This window comes from Actinoplanes sp. NPDC049681 (assembly GCF_044465265.1).
Taxonomy (GTDB): Bacteria; Actinomycetota; Actinomycetes; order Mycobacteriales; family Micromonosporaceae; genus Actinoplanes.
Window position 1 is genome coordinate 486,506 of the sequence record NZ_JBITLP010000006.1, and the last position, 19,618, is coordinate 506,123.

Sequence of the window (19,618 nt, forward strand, 5' to 3'; positions counted from 1 at the left end):
GTCACCGTGGGAATCGTTGGGAGGTTTCTGACCGGCCATGACGGCATGAAGATATCAGTCAGCGAGACGAAGCTAAGCGGGACCCCCCGCACAACCGCAGTTGTCCAGGCGTCAGGGGTCTCGCAACTAGCGAGCCACGGTACTCCCCCTCCGCCAGAACCGGACACCATTGCCGCCTTTCCGTCACCGATTCGTGGATCAAAACCCACGAAAACCCCACCGCAGCGGTCACGTGCGGTGACGCAGCCGGGCGACCCACCAGATCTGGGCGGCCGTCCAACCCATGACGCCGGCGACGACGCCCCAGCCGAGCGCCGTGCGACCCGGCCACTCCGAGGAGATCACAAACGCGAGGATCACGCCGAGCAACGAGTACTTCACCACGTATGTGGTGATCCCGAGCGGCATCAGCAGCGCCGGGCGCACGGTGTCCGCCCAGGCGAGGACGAGGGTGGACATGGTGTAGCTGACGATCACGATGGCCACTCCGGCCGCCGCCCCCAACGCCGCCGGCGCCCCCGCGGTGAGGAATCCCACCGATGCGGCTGACATGAGAAGCGCCACCGAGAAGGCGGTGAGCAGCGGCAGGTGCTCCACCCGCCAGCGCGGGTCGGCCGGCAACGGCGGCAGGTCCGGCAGCGGCCGGTCATCGTCCTCGTCCGCTCGCAGGGCCCACTCCGGAACGTCGGCGTCCCGCGGCCCGGGCACGGTGTCGTCCCGGTGAGCCGCGCTTTGCTTCTCGGTCATACCGGCACCTCGGCACCCGGGTAGGCCGGGAACCGCCGCACCAGCTCTCCCACTTCGTCAGCAGTGTCCCGCAGCGTGCCCGCACCCGAGACCGTGCTCGGGTCGGCCCGGACCGCGGCGGCGATCATGCCGGCGATCTGGCGCATCTCCCCCTCGCGCATGCCCTGGGTGGTGACGGCGGCCGTACCGACCCGGATGCCGGAGGCGGTCATCGGCCGCTCCGGGTCGAACGGGATCGCGTTCTTGTTGAGAGTGATCCGTGCCCGGTCGCAGCGCTCCTCGGCGTCGCGGCCGCTGACGCCCAGGTCGCGCAGGTCGAGGAGGGCCAGGTGGGTGTCCGTGCCGCCGGAGACCGGGCGCATGCCCTCGCCGGCGAGCCCGGAGGCAAGCGCCTGGCAGTTGCGCACGACCTGGTGGGCGTACCCCTGGAAGCCCGGCATCGCGGCCTCCCGCAGCGCGACCGCTTTCGCGGCGACGGCGTGCATCAGCGGCCCGCCTTGGGTGAACGGGAAGACGGCCTTGTCGATGCGCGCGGCGAGACTCTCACGGCAGAGAATCATGCCGCCCCGCGGCCCGCGCAGCACCTTGTGGGTGGTGCACGACACCACGTCGGCATACGGTACGGGCGAAGGCACGGCGCGCCCGGCCACCAGCCCGATGAAGTGCGCCGCGTCGACCATGAGGTACGCCCCCACCTCGTCGGCGATGTCCCGGAACGCCTTGAAGTCGATCAGCCGGGGGTACGCCGTGGCGCCGCAGATGATGAGCTTGGGCCGGTGCGCCTGGGCGAGGTCGCGCACCTCGTCGTAGTCGATGAGCTCGGTGTCCGGGCGTACGTGGTAGCCGATGGTGTGGAACCACTTGCCGGAGAAGTTGACCTTGCTGCCGTGGGTGAGGTGCCCGCCGTGCGGCAGGTCCATGGCCAGCACGGTGTCCCCGGGCTGCACGAGCGCCGCGTAGGCGGCCATGTTCGCCGACGCCCCGGAGTGCGGCTGCAGGTTGGCGTGGTCGGCGCCGAAGAGCTCCCGGGCGCGCGCGATGCCGAGCTCCTCGGCCCGGTCCACCTCGGCACACCCGCCGTAGTAGCGCCGCCCCGGGTAGCCCTCCGCGTACTTGTTGGTCAGCGTCGAGCCCAGCGCGGCCAGGACCGCCGGGGAGGTGAAGTTCTCGCTCGCGATGAGCTGCAGGCCGCCGCGCTGACGGTCGAGCTCGCCCACGATCACCTCGGCGATCTCGGGATCCTCGCGCTGCAGCGCGGCGAAGTCCGGACCCCAGAACGTGTCCATGGCGCGCTCCTCACGTCGGCGACGGCGCCGGAATACGAGCATATGGCTTATCGGGCCCCACCTGCGGGCACAGTGTGAGTTATGCGCTGTCTGGTGACCGGTGCCACGGGATATATCGGCGGCCGCCTGGCGCCCCGGCTCCTGGCGGCCGGCCACGACGTGCGCGCGCTGTCGCGCAGTGCCGCCCGGCTCCGGGACGTGCCCTGGGCGCCCCGGGCGGAGGTCGTCGAGGGCGACCTGGCCGACCCGGCGTCCCTGGAAGCCGTCCTGGAGGGCGTCGACGTGGCGTACTTCCTGGTCCATTCGCTGGGTCAGAGCGACTTCGAGCGCCGGGACCGGGAGGCGGCCGACAACTTCGCGCGGGCGGCGTACCGGAAAGGGGTCCGCAGGATCGTCTATCTGGGCGGTCCGGAGCCGCCGGCGAGCGAGAAGCCGTCGGCGCACCTGCGGTCGCGGGCCGAGGTGGGCCGGATCCTGCTGGACAGCGGCGTGCCGACCGCGGTGCTGCGGGCTCCCGTGATCATCGGTTCCGGCTCCGCGTCCTTCGAGATGCTGCGCTACCTGACCGAGCGGCTGCCGGTCATGGTCACCCCGCGCTGGGTGCGCAACCGGATCCAGCCGATCGCCGTGCGCGACGTGCTCCGCTACCTGGTCGCCGCGGCGGAGCTCCCGCCGGAGGTCAACCGCGGTTTCGACATCGGCGGCGCCGACGTGCTCACCTACGCCGAGATGATGCAGCGCTACGCCCGGGTGGCCGGGCTGCGCCGCCGCATCATCGTGCCGTTGCGGCCGCTGAGCCCGTGGCTCTCCGCGCACTGGGTCGGTGCGATCACCCCCGTGCCCAACGCGATCGCCCGGCCGCTGGTCGGCAGCCTGATCCACGAGGCCGTCGCCCACGAGCACGACATCGGTCGGTACGTCGAGGAGCCGCCGCTGGGCTTCGACGAGGCGGTCCGGCTGGCGCTGGGCAAGATCCGCGACGCCGAGGTCGAGACGCGCTGGTCGAACGCGTCCGGCCGGGACGCGGACGCCGAGCCGCTGCCGAGCGACCCCGAGTGGTCCGGCGGCACCATCTACACCGACGTGCGCTGCCGCGAGGTGGACGCGCCGGTCGAGGCCCTGTGGCGGATCATCGAGGGCATCGGCGGCGAGAACGGCTGGTACTCCTTCCCCCTGGCCTGGTCGGTGCGCGGCTGGCTGGACCGGCTGGTGGGCGGCGTGGGCCTGCGCCGCGGCCGGCGCGACCAGCACCGCCTGTACGTCGGCGAGGCGCTGGACTGGTGGCGGGTCGAGGAGATCAAGCCCGGCGAGCTGCTGCGGCTGCGCGCCGAGATGAAGGTGCCGGGCCGGGCCTGGCTGGAGATGAGCGCGTCGCCGGGGCCGGACGGTACGAGCGTCTACCGCCAGCGCGCCCTGTTCGTGCCGCGCGGGCTGGCGGGGCACGCGTACTGGGCGAGCGTGGTGCCGTTCCACGGGATCGTCTTCAGCGGGATGGCCCGCAACATCGCCCGCGGTGCCGAGGTGGGCGCTAGGCCGCGGCGCGGGTGAGCCGGTCGCGGATCGCGAGCCACTCCTCGGTGTCCGGCGGGGACTTCACCAGGATCGTGGCGACGCCGGCGTCGTCGAGGCGGTGCAGGGCGGCGTAGAGGTCGGCGGCGTACTCCTTCGGGTCGGCGCTCAGGATCTCCGCTCCCGGCACGTCCTGCGTCTCGTACGTCAGCACACCCACCGACTCGTCGAGAGCGGAAGCGTCCACCTCCTCGGTGAGCACAACCTTGGCCCGCGGCGCATAGTGTCGCCGGCTCATCCCGGGCGAGGGCCGCGCCGAGCCGTCCGCCACGTCCTCGGGCAGGGCGATCGCGCCGGTCACCTCGCGGATCTCGCGCAGGCCGAGCGCGCCCGGCCGCAGCAGCCGGGGCACCTCGCCGGTCACGTCCAGCACCGTCGACTCGATGCCCCAGGACGCGGGCCCGCCGTCCAGTACCAGCGGCACGTCCGGCAGGCTGCGCAGCACGTGCTCGGCGGTGGTCGGCGAGATGCTCTCCGAACGGTTGGCGCTCGGTGCCGCAAGCGGCAGCTCCGCGGCCTCCAGCAGCTTCAGGGCGACCTCGTGCGCGGGGACCCGGACGGCGATCGTGCCGGTGTCGGCGCCGACCCCGGTCAGGTGTTCCGCGCGGCGTACGACCAGGGTCAGCGGGCCGGGCCAGAAGGCCGCGGCCAGCTCGTTCGCCACGTCCGGCCATTCGGCGGCCAGCGCGCGGGCCGCCGCCACGTTCGCGACGTGGACGATGAGCGGGTTCCACGAGGGGCGGTTCTTCAGCCTGTACACCTCGGCGATCGCCTGCTCCGAGAAGGCGTCGGCGCCCAGGCCGTACACGGTTTCGGTGGGAAAGGCGACGACGGAGCCGGCGCGCAGCATCTCGGCCGCGCGGCGGATCCCGGCGGCGTCCGCGGTGACGATCACGCCTGCCTCGGTGCTCCCGGTAGCAGGGCGTCGACCAGGGCGTACATGGCCTCGTCGATGTCGTCGCCGATGCGCTGGAAGGTCTGGTCGCCGCGGCCCCACGGGTCGTCGAGGTCGTCGCCGGGCTGCGGCTCGTCGTCCCCGCGCCGACGGTCGGCCGCCTCGACCAGGGCGGCGGCCCGGGCCGCGAAGGCCTGGGGATCGGTACCGGCCCGGGGCAGGGCCGCGAGGTCGAGCTCGCGCAGGAGCCGCCCGAAGTGGCCGAGGACGAACGTGCGGTGCGCGGCGCCGGGCACCAGGGCGTGCACGTAGTCGCTCTGGTCGGCGGTCGCGGTGAGGACGAGGTCGGCGTCGGCGAGGTGGGCGCTGGTCAGCTTCCGGGCGGTGAACCCGTCCACGCTGCCGCCGCGCAGGCGGATCTGCCGGGCCGCCGGGGGGTTCATCTCCTCGCCCTCGTGCCATCCGCCGGTGCCCGCGCTCGCGCTGCGTAGCAGGTCGCCGAGGCGGGCGTCGGGATCGAGCTTGGCCAGCCGCTGCTGCGCCGCCAGCACCAGCAGGCGTTCCGCCATCGGCGATCGGCAGATGTTGCCCATGCACACGTGCAGGACGGCGAAGGGCGGCATCGTCAGGACCCCGCGGCCAGGATGTCCGGCACGACGTCGCGAAGCTTTCCGTACGGCACCGCGCCGTCGCGCAGGACCCTGGGCACGTCACCGGTGACGTCGACGATCGTGCTGGGCGCCGGGTCGTGCGCCACGCCGGCCTCGAGGTAGATGCGGACCGCGTACTCGAGCTGGTCGCGGGCCTCCTCGGCGGTGACCGGGGCGGCCTGGCCCACCTTGTTGGCGGTGGTGACGGCCATCGGTCCGACCTCGCGCAGCACCTCGAGCGCGACGGGGTGCAGCGGCATGCGTACGGCGACGCGCCCGCCGGTCTCCCCGAGATCCCACTGCAGGCTCGGCGAGTGCTCCACCACGATGGTCAGGGCGCCCGGCCAGAAGGCGTCGGCCAGCTCCCGGGCCGCCTTCGGCAGGGAGTAGACCAGGCCGTCGAGGGTGTGGCGGGAGCCGACCAGCACGGGCGGGGCCACCCGGCGGTCCACGCCGCGGGCGTTCTGCAGCGCCGTGACGGCGTGCGGCGTGAAGGCGTCCGCGCCGACACCGTAGACCGTGTCGGTGGGCAGGACGACCAGCTCGCCGCTCTTGACCGCCTCGACGGCGGCGGCGATGCCGCGATCGCGCTCGGCCACGGCCCGGCAGTCGTAAAGCATCACGGTATGAAGTCTGCCATGGTGCCCCCGGGGCCCGTCACGCCAGCCGGGCGGTCGCGTATCGGGGGCGGCCCGCGAGGTCCTCGTGAGCGGTGACCGCCTCGAACCGGCCGTCGGCGCGCAGCAAGTCCGGCACGGCATCGGCGTGCACGTCGTCGTGCTCGATGCCGACCACGCCGCCCGGCCGCAGCAGGGCCGCGGCCAGGGCGATCACCGGCCGGATCACGGTCAGGCCGTCCGCGCCGCCGAAGACCGCCTCGGCCGGGTCGTGCTCGGCCACCTCCGGCGGCACGGCGGTGCCCTCCGGTACGTACGGCGGGTTGCACAGCACCACGTCGACCTGCCCGCGCAACTCGGCGAGCAGCCCCGGCTGGGTCACATCGGCGGCTACCACCCGTACCGTGGAGAAGGTCTCGGCATTGCGCCGCAGGAAGCGAAGCGCCTCGGGTGAGCGTTCGACGGCCACGACCCGGGCCGGGTCCGCCTCGTCCGCTACCGAGAGCGCGATGGCGCCGCTGCCGCTGCACAGATCGACCACGGTCGCGCCGGGCGCGGTGTGCTCGATCCCCCACCCGGCCAGCAGCTCCGTCTCGGGCCGTGGCACGAAGACGCCCTCGCCGACGGCCAGCTCCAGATGCCGGAACGCGGCCGTGCCGAGCAGATGCTGCAACGGGATCCGCCGCGCCCGCCGCTGCACCAGATCGTCGAAGCGGCGCAACTCCTCGGGGCGCACAGTGTCCACGAGCAACAGCCGGCCGCGGCCGATTCCCAGCACGTGCGCGGCGAGCAGTTCGGCATCGACCCGGGGCGATTCCACCCCCGCCTCGGCGAGCCGGGCCGTCCCCTTCGCCAGGGCGGGTGCCAACCGTGGACGGTCCGTGCCCTCGGAGGGGTGTTCGTGCGCCGGTGTCACGGCATAATCATGAGCCATGACGTGGTTGGACCAGCTCCCGGACTGCGTCGACGACCTGCGCAGGGCCGGTGACCTGCAGCAGGGCGGCCGCTCCGCCGAGGCGCTGGCCATTCTGGACAAGGTCCTCGAGGTCACCACCGACCCGCTCACCCGCGCGTACGCCCTGGTCCAGCGTTTCGGGGCGCTCATCAACCTCGGCCGGGTCGTCGAGTTCGCCACCGCCATGACCCTCGCCTCGAACGCCGTCCACGAGACCTCGGACCCGTACCTGCGCGGCCAGATGCACGCCTTCGCCGCGCTCGGCGCCCACCTGCAGAGCGCCCTCGACCGGGGCGTCACCCACCTGGTGCAGGCCGCCCGCGCGCTGGCGGCGGTGCCCGACGGCGACGGCGAGACCGCCTGGGGCTGGCACGACCTCGCGATGGCGTACTCGTACCTCGGCTTCCACGGCCATGCGCTCACGGCGATCGAGCAGGCCCGGCAGGTCGGCGCGGCCGCCGGCCTCCCGCCGGAGCTCTTCGCCGCCCCGGGAATCCGGCTGCGCAACGCGGTGGCCCTCGACCACCAGGGCGACACGGACGGCTGCCTGCGGGTGTTGCGCGACATCGACGCCGAGCTGACCCGCTACGCCGCGACCGGCGCCGACGCCCGGCTGCGGCCCAGCAGCCGGCCCGTCTACGGGTACGCCCTGGCCCGCCGCGCCGCCCTGGGCGAGAGCACCGACACCGACATCGGCGCCCTGTTCACCGGCGGCGGCGACAGCGTCCGCTCCCGGGACCTGCGCCATCTCGGCGGGGTGTGCCTGGACATCGCTGCCGGCCGGCCCGGGGAGGCGCTGCGCAAGCTCGACGCCGTGCCGGTCTCGCAGGAGATCCTCGGGCCGGCCGAGCCCGCCCGCCTGCGCAGCATCTGCCACGCCGCGGCCGGCGACCACCAGGCCGCCCACCAGGCCGACCGGTACGCCTTCCGCCTCGCCGCCCAGCGCATCGACCGGCTCCGCGACGGCTACCTCGACGGCGTCGCGGCCCGTCTGGACGCCCAGGAGACCCACCGCGACGCCGGCCGCTACGGCGACGAGACCCTCACCGACCCGCTCACCGGCCTGCCCAACCGCCGCCAGCTCGAACGGTACGTGTCGGCGATGCTGGCCCGCGGCGAACGGGCGGCGATCGGCGTCTGCGACCTGATCGGCTTCAGCGCGGTCAACGCCCGGCACGGCCGGCACTGCGGCGACCTGGTGCTCCAGCGCATCGCCGGGGTGCTGCACCGGGTGATGCGCCGCGGCGACTTCGTGGCCCGGTTCGCCGGCGACGAGTTCGTGGTGGTGCTGCCCGGCGCCGGGCCCACCCAGGCGGCTGAGGTGTCGCGCCGGATCAGCGCGGCCGCGGCGGGCGAGAACTGGCAGGTGCTGGTCCCGGGCACGCCGATCGGGCTGGCCGCGGGCTGGTCCGAGGTGGGTACCAATGCCCGCAGCCTCAGCGCCGCGCTGGCCGACGCGGCAGCTCACCGTACGCCCGCCTGAGCCGTACCCTCAGTGACATGTCCGTCATCGAGCTCGGGCTGGTCACCGATGACGGCAATCCGCCCCCGGAACCGGCCCGGCGCCCGCTGCGCCGCGGCGACGTGCGGCGGGTTCTGGTGGCGGCGGTCGCGGCGCTCTGCGGGCTGACGGTCACGGGCTCGGCGCCGCCCGAGTCGCACGGGCCGCGGCAGCTCTGGAGCGTGCCGTTCCGCGAGGGCGGCGACGTCTTCACCGTCGCCGACGGGACGGTCTACGTGCTCACCGCCTCGGGCAACAGCACACTTCGGGCGTACGGGCTGCGCACCGGCGCGGTGCGGTGGTCCAGCACCGGGCTGGGCGACGCCTCCTGGGTCGGGTCGATCGAGTCCGGCGTGATGCTGCTGCCCGCCGCCGACGCCACCGTGCAGTTCCAGGACGAGAAGGGCGGGGAGGGCTTCCGGCAGTTCACCCGCGAGACCGTCGCGATCGACGCCGCCACCGGACGCCGGCTGTGGCGGCGACCCGGCGAGTTCTCCGTCACCGCCGCCGGGCGCGTCCTGCTCATCGAGTGGAACGCCGACGGCAGCGCGGCACGAACCCTGCACGTCCTCGACCTGCGCGACGGCACCCCCGTCTGGTCCCGCCCGGCCGGCGGCGTCGAGACGTGGGTGGCCCGCGGCACGCTGACGGGCGACACCGACCGCCTGCTCACCGTGACCCCCGCCGGCCGGGTCTCGGTGTACGACCTGACCGACGGGCACCTGGTGAGCACCGGCCGGGTGCCGTGGAAGGGCGAGAACCCTGGGGACGACTCGTACACGAACGTCTCCGTCGAGGGCCACGTGTTCTACCTGGAGAGCGTCGACCGGGGGCAGGGCACGCTCACCGCGTACGACACCGAGACGCTGCGCGCAAAGTGGCACACCGACGCACGCTCATACGGCGGCTTCTACCCCTGCGGCGCGGTCCTGTGCGTGAACGACGTCGAGGGCACCACCGGCTACGACCGGGAGACCGGCGAGGTGCGGTGGCGTACGCCCGGCTCCACCAACGGCATCCCACTGGGAGACGGCCGGCTGGTGGTCGCCGACGACGCGAACGGCTCCCGGCACTCCCTGATCGACGGCGCCACCGGCCGCCGCGTCGCCGACCTCGGCCACTCGAGCCTGGTGTGGGACCTCGCGTCGCCGGGAGACCCGCCGTACCTGGTGAACCACAGCCGGACCCCGGCAGGTCTCATGTACGTCGCCCAGCTCGACCGGCACAGCGGTGAGATCTTCGTCCGCGGCACCATCGAGCCGGTCCTCGACTACAGCTGCCAGAGCGCCGGCAACGTGCTCGTCTGCATCACCCCGCGCGGGCGGCTGACGGTCACGGACGCCGGCTGATCTCCGTCCCGCCCGCCAGGCGGGCGGCCCGGTCGGCCTCGGCGAGCGCGTCCAGCACGCCGTCGAGCTCCCCACCCAGGGCCAGATCCAGGTTGTACGCCGTGTAGCCGATGCGGTGATCGGTGATCCGGTTCTGCGGGAAGTTGTACGTGCGGATGCGCTCGGAGCGGTCGACCGTGCGTACCTGTGCCTTGCGGGCGTCGGACGCGGCGGCGTCGGCCTCCTCCTGGGCGGCGGCGAGCAGCCGGGCCCGCAGGATCCGCATGGCCTGTTCCCGGTTCTGCAGCTGGCTCTTCTCGTTCTGGCAGCTCACCACGATGCCGGTGGGCAGATGCGTGATGCGTACGGCCGAGTCCGTGGTGTTGACCGACTGACCGCCGGGCCCGGACGAGCGGAACACGTCCACCCGGATGTCCCCGGCGTCGATCTGCACGTCGACGTCCTCGGCCTCGGGCAGCACCAGCACGCCGGCGGCCGAGGTGTGGATGCGGCCCTGCGACTCGGTGACGGGCACCCGCTGCACGCGGTGCACCCCGCCTTCCCACTTCAGCCGCGACCAGACCCCGTGGCCGCCCTCGGGCACGCCCTTGGTCTTCACCGCGACGGAGACGTCCTTCACGCCGCCCAGGTCCGACTCCTGCGCATCGATGACCTCGACCGTCCAGCCGCGGCGCTCCGCGTACCGGGTGTACATGCGCAGCAGGTCACCGGCGAACAGCGCCGACTCCTGGCCGCCCTCGCCGGCCTTGATCTCGACGATGACGTCCTTCGCGTCGTGCGGGTCGCGCGGGATGAGCATCTCGCCCAGCTTCTCCTCCAGCGGAGGCAGCAGGGCGGCGACCGCCTCGACCTCCCCGGCGAACGACGGGTCCTCCGCGGCGAGCTCCTTGGCGGCGGCCAGGTCGGCGCGCGCGGCCTCCAGCTCGGTGTGGGCGGCATGGAGCGGCGCCAGCTCGGCGAAGCGGCGCCCGACCCGGCGCACCAGGGCCTGGTCGGAGTGGATGGAGGGGTCCTCCATCTGCTTCTCGAGCTGCGCGTACTCGTCCAGCAGCGTGGTCAGCCGGTCGTTGCTCACAAGGTCTCCCTACATACCAACGGCGCCCGGCCCCGCTGGTGCGGAACCGGGCGCCGTCGAGGCAGTTACTTCTTCTTGCCGGCGTTGACCTTCGCGTACTTCGCCTGGAACTTGGCGACCCGGCCCGCGGTGTCCAGCACGCGCTGCTTGCCCGTGTAGAACGGGTGGCAGGCGCTGCAGGTCTCGACGCGGATCTCGCCGCCCTTGGCGGTGCTGCGGGTCGTGAACGTGCTGCCGCAGGAGCAGATGACCTCGGTGGTCGTGTACTCCGGGTGGATACCGCTCTTCATGTCTTCTCGGTCTCTCTCGATAAGCGGTCGCCGGGTCGCCGAGTGCTCGCTGGCGTGAGCCCTCTCCTGGCGTGAACCGGAACCTTTTGGTGGCCGATGGACCAGTCTGCCATGTCACAGAGCCTGACCGAAAATCAGGAGGCGTTTCCTGGTCCGTGGTCGATAACGTGAGCGGCCCTCAAGGCATTCCCACCCGGAAGGAAACGTGCCATGACGCTGCTCGCCGACGTCCTCGACCCGGTCGAACTGACCGCCGCGGTCGAAAACGGGCACGTGCGGAAGCAGCGCCACCCGTCGCTGCCGTATGTGATCTACAACTACACCGAGTCCTGCCAGTACGCCGGCGCCTGGACTCCGGTGACCCTCGCCTGCCGCGGCCTGGTGGTCGACGAGACGACCGGCACGGTCCTCGCCCGCCCCTTCCCGAAGTTCTTCAACCATAACGAGGGAAATGCCCCTTTTCTCCGCCCGGATGCGCCGGTCGCGGTGACCGACAAGGCGGACGGGTCGCTCGGCATCATCTACCGCGACGGCGACCGGCTCGCGGTCGCTACGCGGGGGTCGTTCGCGTCGGATCAGGCCGCGCACGCGACCGAAGTGCTGCGCACCCGGTACGCGGGGTTCGTGCCGCCGGCCGGTCTCACCGTGCTGGTCGAGATCGTCTACCCGGGCAACCGGATCGTCGTGGACTACGGCGGCATGGACGACCTCGTGCTGCTCGGCGCCGTCGACATCGCCACCGGACGGACCTTCGGGCCGGGCGCGGTGCCGGAATGGCCGGGCCCGGTGGTGGACTCGTTCGCGTACGCGACCCTGGCCGAGGCGCTCGCGGCACCGCCCCGGGACGGCAAGGAGGGGCTGGTGGTGCACTTCCTCGACACCGACGAGCGGGTCAAGATCAAGTACGCCGAGTACGTGCGGCTGCACCGGCTCGTCACGGGGCTCTCCGCCCGTACCGTATGGGATGTGCTGGCCTCCGGCGGCGACCTGGACGCGCTGACGGAACCGCTTCCCGACGAGTTCCATGCGTGGGTTCGCGGGGTGGCCGCCGAGCTCGTGGCGGCCGTCGAGGAGATGGCCGAGCAGGTGGAGAAGGAGTTCGCGGCGATCGTGGGCAGCCTTCCCGAGGGCTGGGGACGGCGGGAGTTCGCGGCCCGGGCCGTGCGCAGCGAACATCGCGGCGCGCTGTTCCTGCGGCTCGACGGCAAGGACTACCGTCCCGGCCTGTGGCAGCTCGCCCGTCCGGCGGGCGACGTGACCCCGGGCGGGACCGAGGTGAGTGAGGAATGACCAGACTGCTGATCACGCGTGGCCTGCCCGCGTCGGGCAAGACCACGTTCGCGCGCAAGCTGCAGCCGCAGGTCGTCCGGGTGAACCGCGACGACCTGCGGCGGATGCTGCACGGCGAGCGGCTCTTCACCCAGCGGGCGGAGGCCCAGGTGACGCAGGCGCAGCGGGCGGCCGTCGAGGCGCTGCTGCGCGCGCACGGTGACGTGATCGTGGACGACACCAACCTGCGAGCCAAGACGGTACGGGAGTGGGCAGAGCTCGCGGCCCGGTTCGGCGCGACGTTCGAGGTGCACGACTTCACCGACGTACCGGTGGAGGAGTGCATCCGCCGCGACGCCGAGCGGCCGGAGGACGACCGGGTCGGCGAGGGGGCGATCCGCCGCATGCACGAGCGGTACCTGGCGGGGAAGAACCTTCCGCTGCCGGTCCCGTACGTCGAGCCGGGCGGCCCCGGCGTCGTCTACCAGCCGGACCCCGAGCTGCCCGAGGCCGTGCTGGTGGACATCGACGGCACGGTGGCGCTCATGCACGACCGGAGCCCGTACGACTGGCACCGGGTCGGCTCGGACCTGCCGAACCCGGCGGTCATCGCGGCGGTCCGGGCCATGCACGCGGCCGGCCACGCCATCGTGTTCTGCTCCGGGCGCGACGCGGTCTGCCGGCCGGAGACCGAGGCCTGGCTGGACCTTTACGTGAATGTGCCGTACGAAGGACTCTTCATGCGGCCCGAGGGTGATTCGCGTAAGGACGCGATCGTCAAGCGGGAGATCTTCGAGCAGGAGATCCGGGACCGCTGGCGCGTCGTCGGCGTGTTCGACGACCGGCAGCAGGTCGTGCGCATGTGGCGGGCGCTGGGACTGACCGTCTTCCAGGTGGCGGAGGGGGACTTCTGATGAGCGGGCAGGCGGGCAAGTATCCGCGGACTTTCCACCTGCCCGACTCCCCCGGCGCCACCGCGGACGACAAGGTGCAGCACGATCTGTCCTGGCTGGACGGAGAGCTCGTGGTGACCGAGAAGCTCGACGGCGGCAACCTCACCTTCACCCGCGACGCCATGTACGCCCGCTCCCTCGACTCCGGCACCCACCCGTGGGACCGCCCGGCTAAGGCGTTGTGGGCCATGACGGCGTACCGGATCCCCGACGACTGGCGGGTCTGCGGCGAGTCGATGTGGGCGCGGCGCAGCATCGCGTACACGGATCTGCCGGGGGTCTTCATCGTCTTCGGCATCTGGGACGAGACCGACACGCTGCTCGGGTGGGACGACACCGTCGACTGGGCGAAGCGGCTGGAGCTGCCGGTGGTGCCGGTGCTCTACCGCGGCGGCAGCCTGAGCGAGGCCCGCGCGGCGTGGGCGCGCCGGCACACCCCGGAGACGTCGGAGGGGTTCGTGGTCCGCAGCGCCGGTCGCATCCCGGCCGACGAGTTCTCCCTCAAGCTTCTGAAATGGGTACGCCCGGGCCACGTACGCACCGAAGCGGCGTGGCGCCACCGCGACGACTTCCCGGTCAACGAGTTCGCCTAATTCGGTGCGTACGGGCAGGCCTCCTCGGCGGGGTAGAAGTTCGGCCGCAGATCCATCTCCTCGTAGTAGCGGTGGAACACCGGCGTGAGGCCGCCGGAGATGGGCGGCACGATCCACGTCCAGTCGGCCGGCACCCGTCGTCCGGCCTTCTCCTCGTTGCGCAGGTGGGCGATGAAGCGCTGGGACTCGGTGTGGTGGTCGCTGATGCGTACGCCGGCCTTCTCGAACGACCACAGCACCGCGCGGTTGAGCTCGACGAGCGCACGGTCGCGCCACAGCGTCGACTCGCTGCTGGTGTCCAGGCCCATGCGCGCGGCGACCGTGGGCAGCATGTCGTAGCGGTCCGCGTCGGCGAGGTTGCGGGCGCCGATCTCGCTGCCCATGTACCAGCCGTTGAACGGGGCGAGCGGGTAGGTCACGCCGCCGATGGTGAGCCTCATGTTCGAGATGGCGGGGACCGCATGCCAGCGCAGGCCCAGTTCCGCGAACCAGCCGAACTCGGGGTGGGTCAGGGGAACCTCGAGGACGGCGCGCTCGGGCAGCTCGTAGAGGCGTACGGGTTCGCCCGGCACCTCGACGGCCACCGGAAGGATGTCGAAGGCGTCGCCCTTGCCCTGCCAGCCGAATCCCTGCATGCGCGCGGTGAAGTCGGCGGTGCGCGGGTCACCCACCACGCTGCCGTCGTCGGTGCGGTAGCCGGCGTAGCGGATGAGCTGCTCGTTCCACACCTTGGCGTACGGCTGGCCCGGTTGAGCCGCGGCGAAGACGCTGATGACCGGGCGGATCCGGCCGGCCTCCTGTCCCCCGCCGGCGGCCTGCAGGTGGTGCACCAGTAGCGAGAAGATCTCGTCCGCGGTGCGGGCTCGGCGGCGGTCCAGGACGACGAGGCTGCGCCAGTACAGGCGGCCGATGCAGCGGCTGGAGTTGCGCCAGGCCATCTTCGCGCCGTACGTCAGTTCGTCGGTGGTGTGGACGTAGCTGCCGGTGGCGGCGATCTGGGCTCGCACGATGGCGAGCCGTGGCTCGACCGGTCCGAGGCGGGGATTCTCCAGATAGCACTGGCGCAGGAACTCTTCCGCCTCTGCGGGGTCGACGGGGGCGTTCGGATCCCATTGCGGAGCCGGATGGTCCCGGTAGCCAGGCACGATCATCGAGCGCCCTCCCCCAGATCGAGTAGGTGATACCGGAGGTTCGCACGACCCCTGAGGAGCCGAAACGCACCCGATGTGCGACGAAGGGGCGGTCACCTTGCGGTGACCGCCCCTTTTCGGGTGCTTTTGACCCCTACCTAATCGGCATCGAGAGGATTACTCATTCCCCCGGGGTCGACTTGGCGATCTGCATCAGGAACTCGATGTTCGTCCGCGACTGCTTGAGGCGGTCGAGCAGGAGGTCCAGGGCCGCCGACGACTCCAGCGAGCTCAGCACCTTGCGCAGCTTGTGGACGATCGCCAGCTCCTCCTTGCCGAGCAGGATCTCCTCCTTGCGGGTGCCGGACGGGTGGATGTCGATGGCGGGGAACGTCCGCTTGTCGGCGATCTTCCGGTCGAGCTTGAGCTCGGCGTTACCCGTGCCCTTGAACTCCTCGAAGATGACCGTGTCCATCATCGAGCCGGTCTCGACCAGCGCGGTCGCGAGAATGGTCAGCGAGCCGCCGTTCTCGATGTTGCGCGCCGCGCCGAGGAACCGCTTCGGCGGGTAGAGCGCCGTCGAGTCGATACCACCGGACATGATGCGGCCGGAGGCCGGCGCCGCCAGGTTGTACGACCGGCCGAGCCGGGTCACCGAGTCGAGCAGCACCACCACGTCGTGGCCCAGCTCGACCAGGCGCTTGGCCCGCTCGATGGCCAGCTCGGCGACCGTGGTGTGGTCCTGCGGCGGCCGGTCGAACGTGGCCGCGATGACCTCGCCCTTGACCGAGCGCTGCATGTCGGTGACCTCTTCGGGCCGCTCGTCGACCAGCACGACCATCAGGTGGCACTCGGGGTTGTTGTGCGTGATCGCGTTGGCGATCGCCTGGAGCACCATCGTCTTACCGGCCTTCGGCGGCGAGACGATCAGGGCGCGCTGGCCCTTGCCGATCGGCATCACCAGGTCGATGACGCGCGTGGTCAGGATGTGCGGCTCCGACTCCAGCCGCAGGCGCTCCTGCGGGTAGAGCGGGGTGAGCTTGTAGAACTCGGGGCGGCGCCGGGCCTCCTCGGGCTCCATCCCGTTGATGGTGTCGAGGCGCACCAGCGGGTTGTACTTGTCGCGGCGCTGGTCGCCCCCGCCGTCGCGCGGAGCGGCACGCACGGCACCGGTCACCGCGTCACCGCGGCGCAGCCCGTGCTTCTTCACCTGCGACATCGACACGTACACGTCGTTGGGGCCGGAGAGGTAGCCGGTGGTGCGCACGAACGCGTAGTTGTCCAGCACGTCGAGGATGCCGGCCACCGGCACGAGGACGTCGTCCTCGTTGACGTGCGGCTCGCGGCCACCCTCACGACCGCCCTCGCGACTGCCGCCCTCGCCGCCGTCGCGGTCCCGGCCCCGGCGACGGTCCCGGAAGCGGCTGCGCCGGCTGCGCCGTCCGCCCTCGCCGCCGTCGTTGTCGTCGTCGTCGTGACCGTCGTTGCGCGGGCCGCGGTCGTTGCGGTCGCGGTCGTTACGGTCCCGGTCGCTGCCGTTGCGGTCCCGGTCGTTGCGCTCGCCGTTGTCGGAACGCTGCTGGTTGCGCTGGCGGTTGCGGTCGCCCCGCTCCGGACGGTCGCCGCGGTCGCGCTCCGTGCGCTCGCCGGTCTCGGCGCCCTCGGTGCGGGCGTCGCCCTGCTCGCGAGGCTCGCGCTCCGAACGGTCCTGACGGTCCTGGCGATCGCGACGGTTGCGGCGGCCCTGCTCCGGCTCGGCCTGCTCCGTCGCCGGGGCCTGCTCGGCCGCGGGGGCACCGGCGGTCTGCACGACGGCCGGCGCCGAGGTGGGCTGCTGCTCGGCCGCGGGGGCCGGCTCGCTGCGCACCGGCTCGGCCGGCGGCGCGACGTCCGCCGGGGCCGCGGTCTGGGCGCGGGACGCGGACTCGCCCCGGCTCGACGAGCCGTTGGTGCGGCGGGACCGGGGGGTCGACTCCGCGGCGGGGGCGGCGGCCGCGGCCCCGCCGTTCTGGCGCTCGGAGATCGCGGTGATCAGTTCACCCTTGCGCATCCGGGCGGTGCCGGAGATGCCGAGGGAGGCGGCGAGACTCTGCAGCTCGGGCAGCAGCATCGCGGACAACCCCGTGCCGCCGCGGCGGCGCTTGGTGACAGCCGCGGTGGTGGCGCCGTCATCAGCGACGTCAGAAACACCCGACGTCACGTCGGTGGTGTCGCTCAATGGATTCCTTCCGTCGAAAAAGCCAAGACCACCCGGGTCTGCAGCAGCCTGGTGGCCGGGTGCCCTCGGAACCCGCTTCGCACATGCGGCGCGGGAGTTTGCAGCACGGCAGCTCGACGGTTTCCCGACCCGTCCGACAGTGACGGGTAGGTCTCGGCGAGTGCAGCGATCCGATGGTCTGCTGCCCGGCGTGTGCCTCGAAAGAAAATGAGACGAACCAGATCGGCGTAAGTCTCGGGGGTGCGCGCCGAACCGCAGAGAGATCGCTTGCTTCGCGGCTGTGCCTGGTCTTGAATCAACCAGCCTTGAGCGTAGTCAACTCTTGCGACCTGCGGCAACAGGGTCCCGCTCGGCGTGTTCCACCATACTCCACCCGGCAAGGGCTCCGGTGGCATCCACGCCCAACGCTTCGGCGCGCCATGCTGTTCCCGGGTGGAAATCTGCTGGTAGAGGGCCGAATGCCAGCACGGTGGGCCCGGCACCGCTGACCACTGCCGCCACACCGAGCGATCGCAACGACGCGACAAGTGACGCCGTACCGGGCATCGCCTCGGCCCGATAACCCTGATGCAGCCGGTCCTCGGTCGCCGCGAAGAGCAGATCCGGCTCCGCGGTCAGCGCATGCACCAGCAGAGCGGACCGCCCGGCGTTGAAAGAGGCGTCCGCGTGGGGCACGCTCGGCGGCAGAGCCGCCCGGGCCGTCGAGGTCAGGCCGCGCTCCTGAGGGACGAAAATCGTCGGGCGTACGCCCTCAGCCACCGCCAACCGCACGGCCCGCGAACCGGAAGCCTCGGTCCAGGCGATGGTGAACCCGCCCAGCAGGCACGGCGCGACGTTGTCGGGGTGGCCCTCGAGCTCGGCCGCGATCCGCAGCGCGTCCTCGTCCGAGATCTGCTCCTGCACCAGGCCCCGAGCCAGCTGCACGCCGCCCACGATGGCTGCCGAGGAGGAGCCCAGGCCACGGGCCTGCGGGATCCGGTTGACGCACTCCACGGCCACCCCGGCGGGCCGGCCGCCCAGCTCGTCGAAGGTGCGCAGCATGGCTCGTACGACCAGGTGCGACTCGTCGCCCGGCAGCTCACCGGCGCCCTCCCCGGTGACGGAGACCGTGAACCGGTCACCGGTGACCCGCGCGGACAGGTCGTCGTACAGGGTGAGCGCGAGGCCCAGCGTGTCGAAGCCGGGACCGAGATTGGCGCTGGTGGCCGGGGTCCGCACCCGCACCGGCTCGGAGACGAAGGTCAAACCCATCGCCACATGCTAGGCCTAGATCATCCACGGCGCGTCACCCGCCGGACCCGCAAATGTCGCACCCCTCGGCTACGGTTCCGCCCATGACCGTCGGATACCTGCTCTCGGGCGTCCTCACCCATCTCCCGGTACTGGCCGTGCTGATCACCGGCCTGGTCCTGGTGACGTCCCGCCAGGCTCGCCTGGGCCCGCGAAGCACGATGCTGGCGCGCCTGGGCCTCGCGGCGCTGATCCTGGGCGAGCTGCTCGGCGCGGTGTGGGTGATCGTGTTTCCGCAGCTCATCCACTCCCTGGACTACCGGCCGAGCACATACGGCGTGGTGACCTTCGGGGTGAGCCTCGTGCTGAGCGTCCTGACGGCGGCGGGGGTGGGACTGCTGATCGCGGCGGTGGTCACCCGGGCGCCCGGCGGAAGCGCGCCGTTCGAGCCCCCGCCGTACGCATATCCGGCCACGCCACCATCGGCCGGGCCGCCTCCCGGCTATCCCGGTGCGTCCTAGCCGATCTGTCGGGTCTCAGCACGTGGCCGATCATCGGGGGTGAGCTCGGTCCCACTGTTCCGGTGGTGGCGTCAGCGGGTTGATCCACTTGGCGAGTTCTTCTGCGCCGGCGCGGACGGCTGGGTCCGGATCCCTGACCAGCGCCGCGACCGACCGGCTGAATGTGGCCGGCCGCGCGGCGGTGTGAACGTGGCCGGTGACGGCTGCATGGAGATGGTCGAGGTGTTCGTCGTCGCCTGCGGCGACGGCGCGGGCGAACAGCCGCAGACCGTCAACGTCGCCGTGTTCCAGCACGGCCCGGGCAGTGGCGTCGGTGACGGCGGTGTCGAGGGCGTCGAGGAGGAGAGCTAGCAGCAGGTCAGCACCGTCGCGGCGGTCGGCGTGGAGGGCCAGCTCCTGGCCGGCTCGGGCCCGCGCCGTCCAGTCGGGTGACGACGCGGCGGCGATCGTTGCGGCGAGGTCCGTGGGTGACTGCATGGCGATCAGGCTTGCACGCCGACCATGATCGGGCGCCTGTGGAGTCTTCCTCGGCCGGGCTGCCCGGGCAGGGCGTTCCTGTGCCGGGGCCCTCCCGGGTCCGGTTCTTCTGGGCCTAGGCCTCCCAGGCCGGGTTCTCCTGGGCCGGGCTTTGCTGGGCCGGGGTCCTCCCGGGTCCGGTTCTCCTGGGCCTAGGTCTCCCAGGCCGGGTTCTCCTGGGCCGGGCTTTGCTGGGCCGGGGCCCTCCCGGGTCCGGTTCTCCTGGGCCTAGGTCTCCCAGGCCGGGTTCTCCG

19 protein-coding genes are annotated in these 19,618 nt (G+C 72.2%); 7 read left to right on the forward strand and 12 right to left on the reverse strand.

What is annotated here, in order from left to right; translation table 11 throughout:
• Positions 1–228: 228 nt before the first annotated feature.
• Positions 229–747 (reverse strand): hypothetical protein, encoded by a 519-nt coding sequence (locus ACIBO8_RS24140; protein ID WP_396117524.1) that lies wholly within the window; start codon positions 745–747, stop codon positions 229–231.
• Entirely contained in the window at positions 744–2,033 is a 1,290-nt protein-coding gene (gene glyA, locus ACIBO8_RS24145; RefSeq protein ID WP_396117525.1) for a serine hydroxymethyltransferase, read from the reverse strand. The genes ACIBO8_RS24140 and glyA overlap by 4 nt, the downstream gene beginning before the upstream one ends.
• Positions 2,034–2,114: 81 nt before the next feature.
• On the opposite strand from glyA, the gene ACIBO8_RS24150 reads away from it, so the two are divergent.
• Positions 2,115–3,581, forward strand: a complete 1,467-nt coding sequence (locus ACIBO8_RS24150) for an SDR family oxidoreductase (protein ID WP_396117526.1) — start codon at positions 2,115–2,117, stop codon at positions 3,579–3,581.
• On the opposite strand, the gene ACIBO8_RS24155 is transcribed toward ACIBO8_RS24150, so the two are convergent.
• From ACIBO8_RS24155 to prmC, 4 genes are read right to left on the reverse strand one after another with little or no spacing between them, the layout of a single operon-like run.
• The gene (locus ACIBO8_RS24155) at positions 3,562–4,497 is read right to left on the reverse strand and encodes an L-threonylcarbamoyladenylate synthase (RefSeq protein WP_396117527.1); all 936 of its coding nucleotides are present in this window, start codon (positions 4,495–4,497) and stop codon (positions 3,562–3,564) included. The genes ACIBO8_RS24150 and ACIBO8_RS24155 overlap by 20 nt on opposite strands.
• Complete coding sequence (locus ACIBO8_RS24160) at positions 4,494–5,120, reverse strand: phosphotyrosine protein phosphatase (protein WP_396117528.1); 627 nt, start codon at positions 5,118–5,120, stop codon at positions 4,494–4,496. Before ACIBO8_RS24160 ends, ACIBO8_RS24155 begins: the two co-directional genes overlap by 4 nt.
• 2 nt (positions 5,121–5,122) lie before the next feature.
• Positions 5,123–5,767, reverse strand: coding sequence for an L-threonylcarbamoyladenylate synthase (locus ACIBO8_RS24165; protein WP_396117752.1), 645 nt, complete (start codon positions 5,765–5,767; stop codon positions 5,123–5,125).
• A 37-nt stretch (positions 5,768–5,804) separates the two neighbouring features.
• Positions 5,805–6,680 carry a peptide chain release factor N(5)-glutamine methyltransferase gene (prmC, locus tag ACIBO8_RS24170; RefSeq protein ID WP_396117529.1) on the reverse strand — a complete coding sequence of 292 codons (876 nt, stop codon included), beginning with the start codon at positions 6,678–6,680 and terminating at the stop codon, positions 5,805–5,807.
• 16 nt (positions 6,681–6,696) lie between these two features.
• Between prmC and ACIBO8_RS24175 the strand changes: the two genes are divergently transcribed.
• Together ACIBO8_RS24175 and ACIBO8_RS24180 are read left to right on the forward strand one after the other, a co-directional pair.
• Positions 6,697–8,202 carry a diguanylate cyclase domain-containing protein gene (locus ACIBO8_RS24175; protein WP_396117530.1) on the forward strand — a complete coding sequence of 502 codons (1,506 nt, stop codon included), beginning with the start codon at positions 6,697–6,699 and terminating at the stop codon, positions 8,200–8,202.
• A 17-nt stretch (positions 8,203–8,219) separates the two neighbouring features.
• The gene (locus tag ACIBO8_RS24180) at positions 8,220–9,569 is read left to right on the forward strand and encodes a PQQ-binding-like beta-propeller repeat protein (RefSeq protein WP_396117531.1); all 1,350 of its coding nucleotides are present in this window, start codon (positions 8,220–8,222) and stop codon (positions 9,567–9,569) included.
• Here the strand turns inward: ACIBO8_RS24180 and prfA are convergent.
• Positions 9,553–10,644, reverse strand: a complete 1,092-nt coding sequence (gene prfA / locus ACIBO8_RS24185; RefSeq protein ID WP_396117532.1) for a peptide chain release factor 1 — start codon at positions 10,642–10,644, stop codon at positions 9,553–9,555. The two genes, ACIBO8_RS24180 and prfA, sit on opposite strands and share 17 nt — an antisense overlap.
• Before the next feature lie 65 nt (positions 10,645–10,709).
• Positions 10,710–10,934 (reverse strand): 50S ribosomal protein L31, encoded by a 225-nt coding sequence (rpmE, locus tag ACIBO8_RS24190; RefSeq protein ID WP_364711667.1) that lies wholly within the window; start codon positions 10,932–10,934, stop codon positions 10,710–10,712.
• Between the two features lie 210 nt (positions 10,935–11,144).
• Between rpmE and ACIBO8_RS24195 the strand changes: the two genes are divergently transcribed.
• Genes ACIBO8_RS24195 through ACIBO8_RS24205 form a run of 3 tightly spaced genes read left to right on the forward strand, consistent with a single transcriptional unit; the run spans position 11,145 to position 13,749 of the window.
• On the forward strand, positions 11,145–12,224 hold the full coding sequence (locus ACIBO8_RS24195) for an RNA ligase (RefSeq protein WP_396117533.1): 1,080 nt from the start codon (positions 11,145–11,147) through the stop codon (positions 12,222–12,224).
• Positions 12,221–13,117: an AAA family ATPase gene (locus tag ACIBO8_RS24200; RefSeq protein WP_396117534.1), complete on the forward strand. Its 897-nt coding sequence runs from the start codon at positions 12,221–12,223 to the stop codon at positions 13,115–13,117. The genes ACIBO8_RS24195 and ACIBO8_RS24200 overlap by 4 nt, the downstream gene beginning before the upstream one ends.
• Positions 13,117–13,749 carry an RNA ligase family protein gene (locus ACIBO8_RS24205; protein WP_396117535.1) on the forward strand — a complete coding sequence of 211 codons (633 nt, stop codon included), beginning with the start codon at positions 13,117–13,119 and terminating at the stop codon, positions 13,747–13,749. The genes ACIBO8_RS24200 and ACIBO8_RS24205 overlap by 1 nt, the downstream gene beginning before the upstream one ends.
• Here ACIBO8_RS24205 and ACIBO8_RS24210 read toward each other — a convergent pair.
• The 3 genes from ACIBO8_RS24210 to thrB form a co-directional block, all read right to left on the reverse strand.
• Positions 13,746–14,900, reverse strand: coding sequence for a nitric oxide synthase oxygenase (locus tag ACIBO8_RS24210; protein ID WP_396117536.1), 1,155 nt, complete (start codon positions 14,898–14,900; stop codon positions 13,746–13,748). The genes ACIBO8_RS24205 and ACIBO8_RS24210 overlap by 4 nt on opposite strands.
• Before the next feature lie 160 nt (positions 14,901–15,060).
• On the reverse strand, positions 15,061–17,097 hold the full coding sequence (rho, locus tag ACIBO8_RS24215; RefSeq protein WP_396117537.1) for a transcription termination factor Rho: 2,037 nt from the start codon (positions 17,095–17,097) through the stop codon (positions 15,061–15,063).
• Between the two features lie 315 nt (positions 17,098–17,412).
• The gene (thrB, locus tag ACIBO8_RS24220; protein ID WP_396117538.1) at positions 17,413–18,348 is read right to left on the reverse strand and encodes a homoserine kinase; all 936 of its coding nucleotides are present in this window, start codon (positions 18,346–18,348) and stop codon (positions 17,413–17,415) included.
• Positions 18,349–18,431: 83 nt separating this feature from the next.
• Between thrB and ACIBO8_RS24225 the strand changes: the two genes are divergently transcribed.
• Positions 18,432–18,848 carry a hypothetical protein gene (locus ACIBO8_RS24225; protein WP_396117539.1) on the forward strand — a complete coding sequence of 139 codons (417 nt, stop codon included), beginning with the start codon at positions 18,432–18,434 and terminating at the stop codon, positions 18,846–18,848.
• Positions 18,849–18,878: 30 nt separating this feature from the next.
• On the opposite strand, the gene ACIBO8_RS24230 is transcribed toward ACIBO8_RS24225, so the two are convergent.
• Positions 18,879–19,325, reverse strand: a complete 447-nt coding sequence (locus ACIBO8_RS24230; RefSeq protein WP_396117540.1) for a hypothetical protein — start codon at positions 19,323–19,325, stop codon at positions 18,879–18,881.
• Positions 19,326–19,618 lie beyond the last annotated feature (293 nt).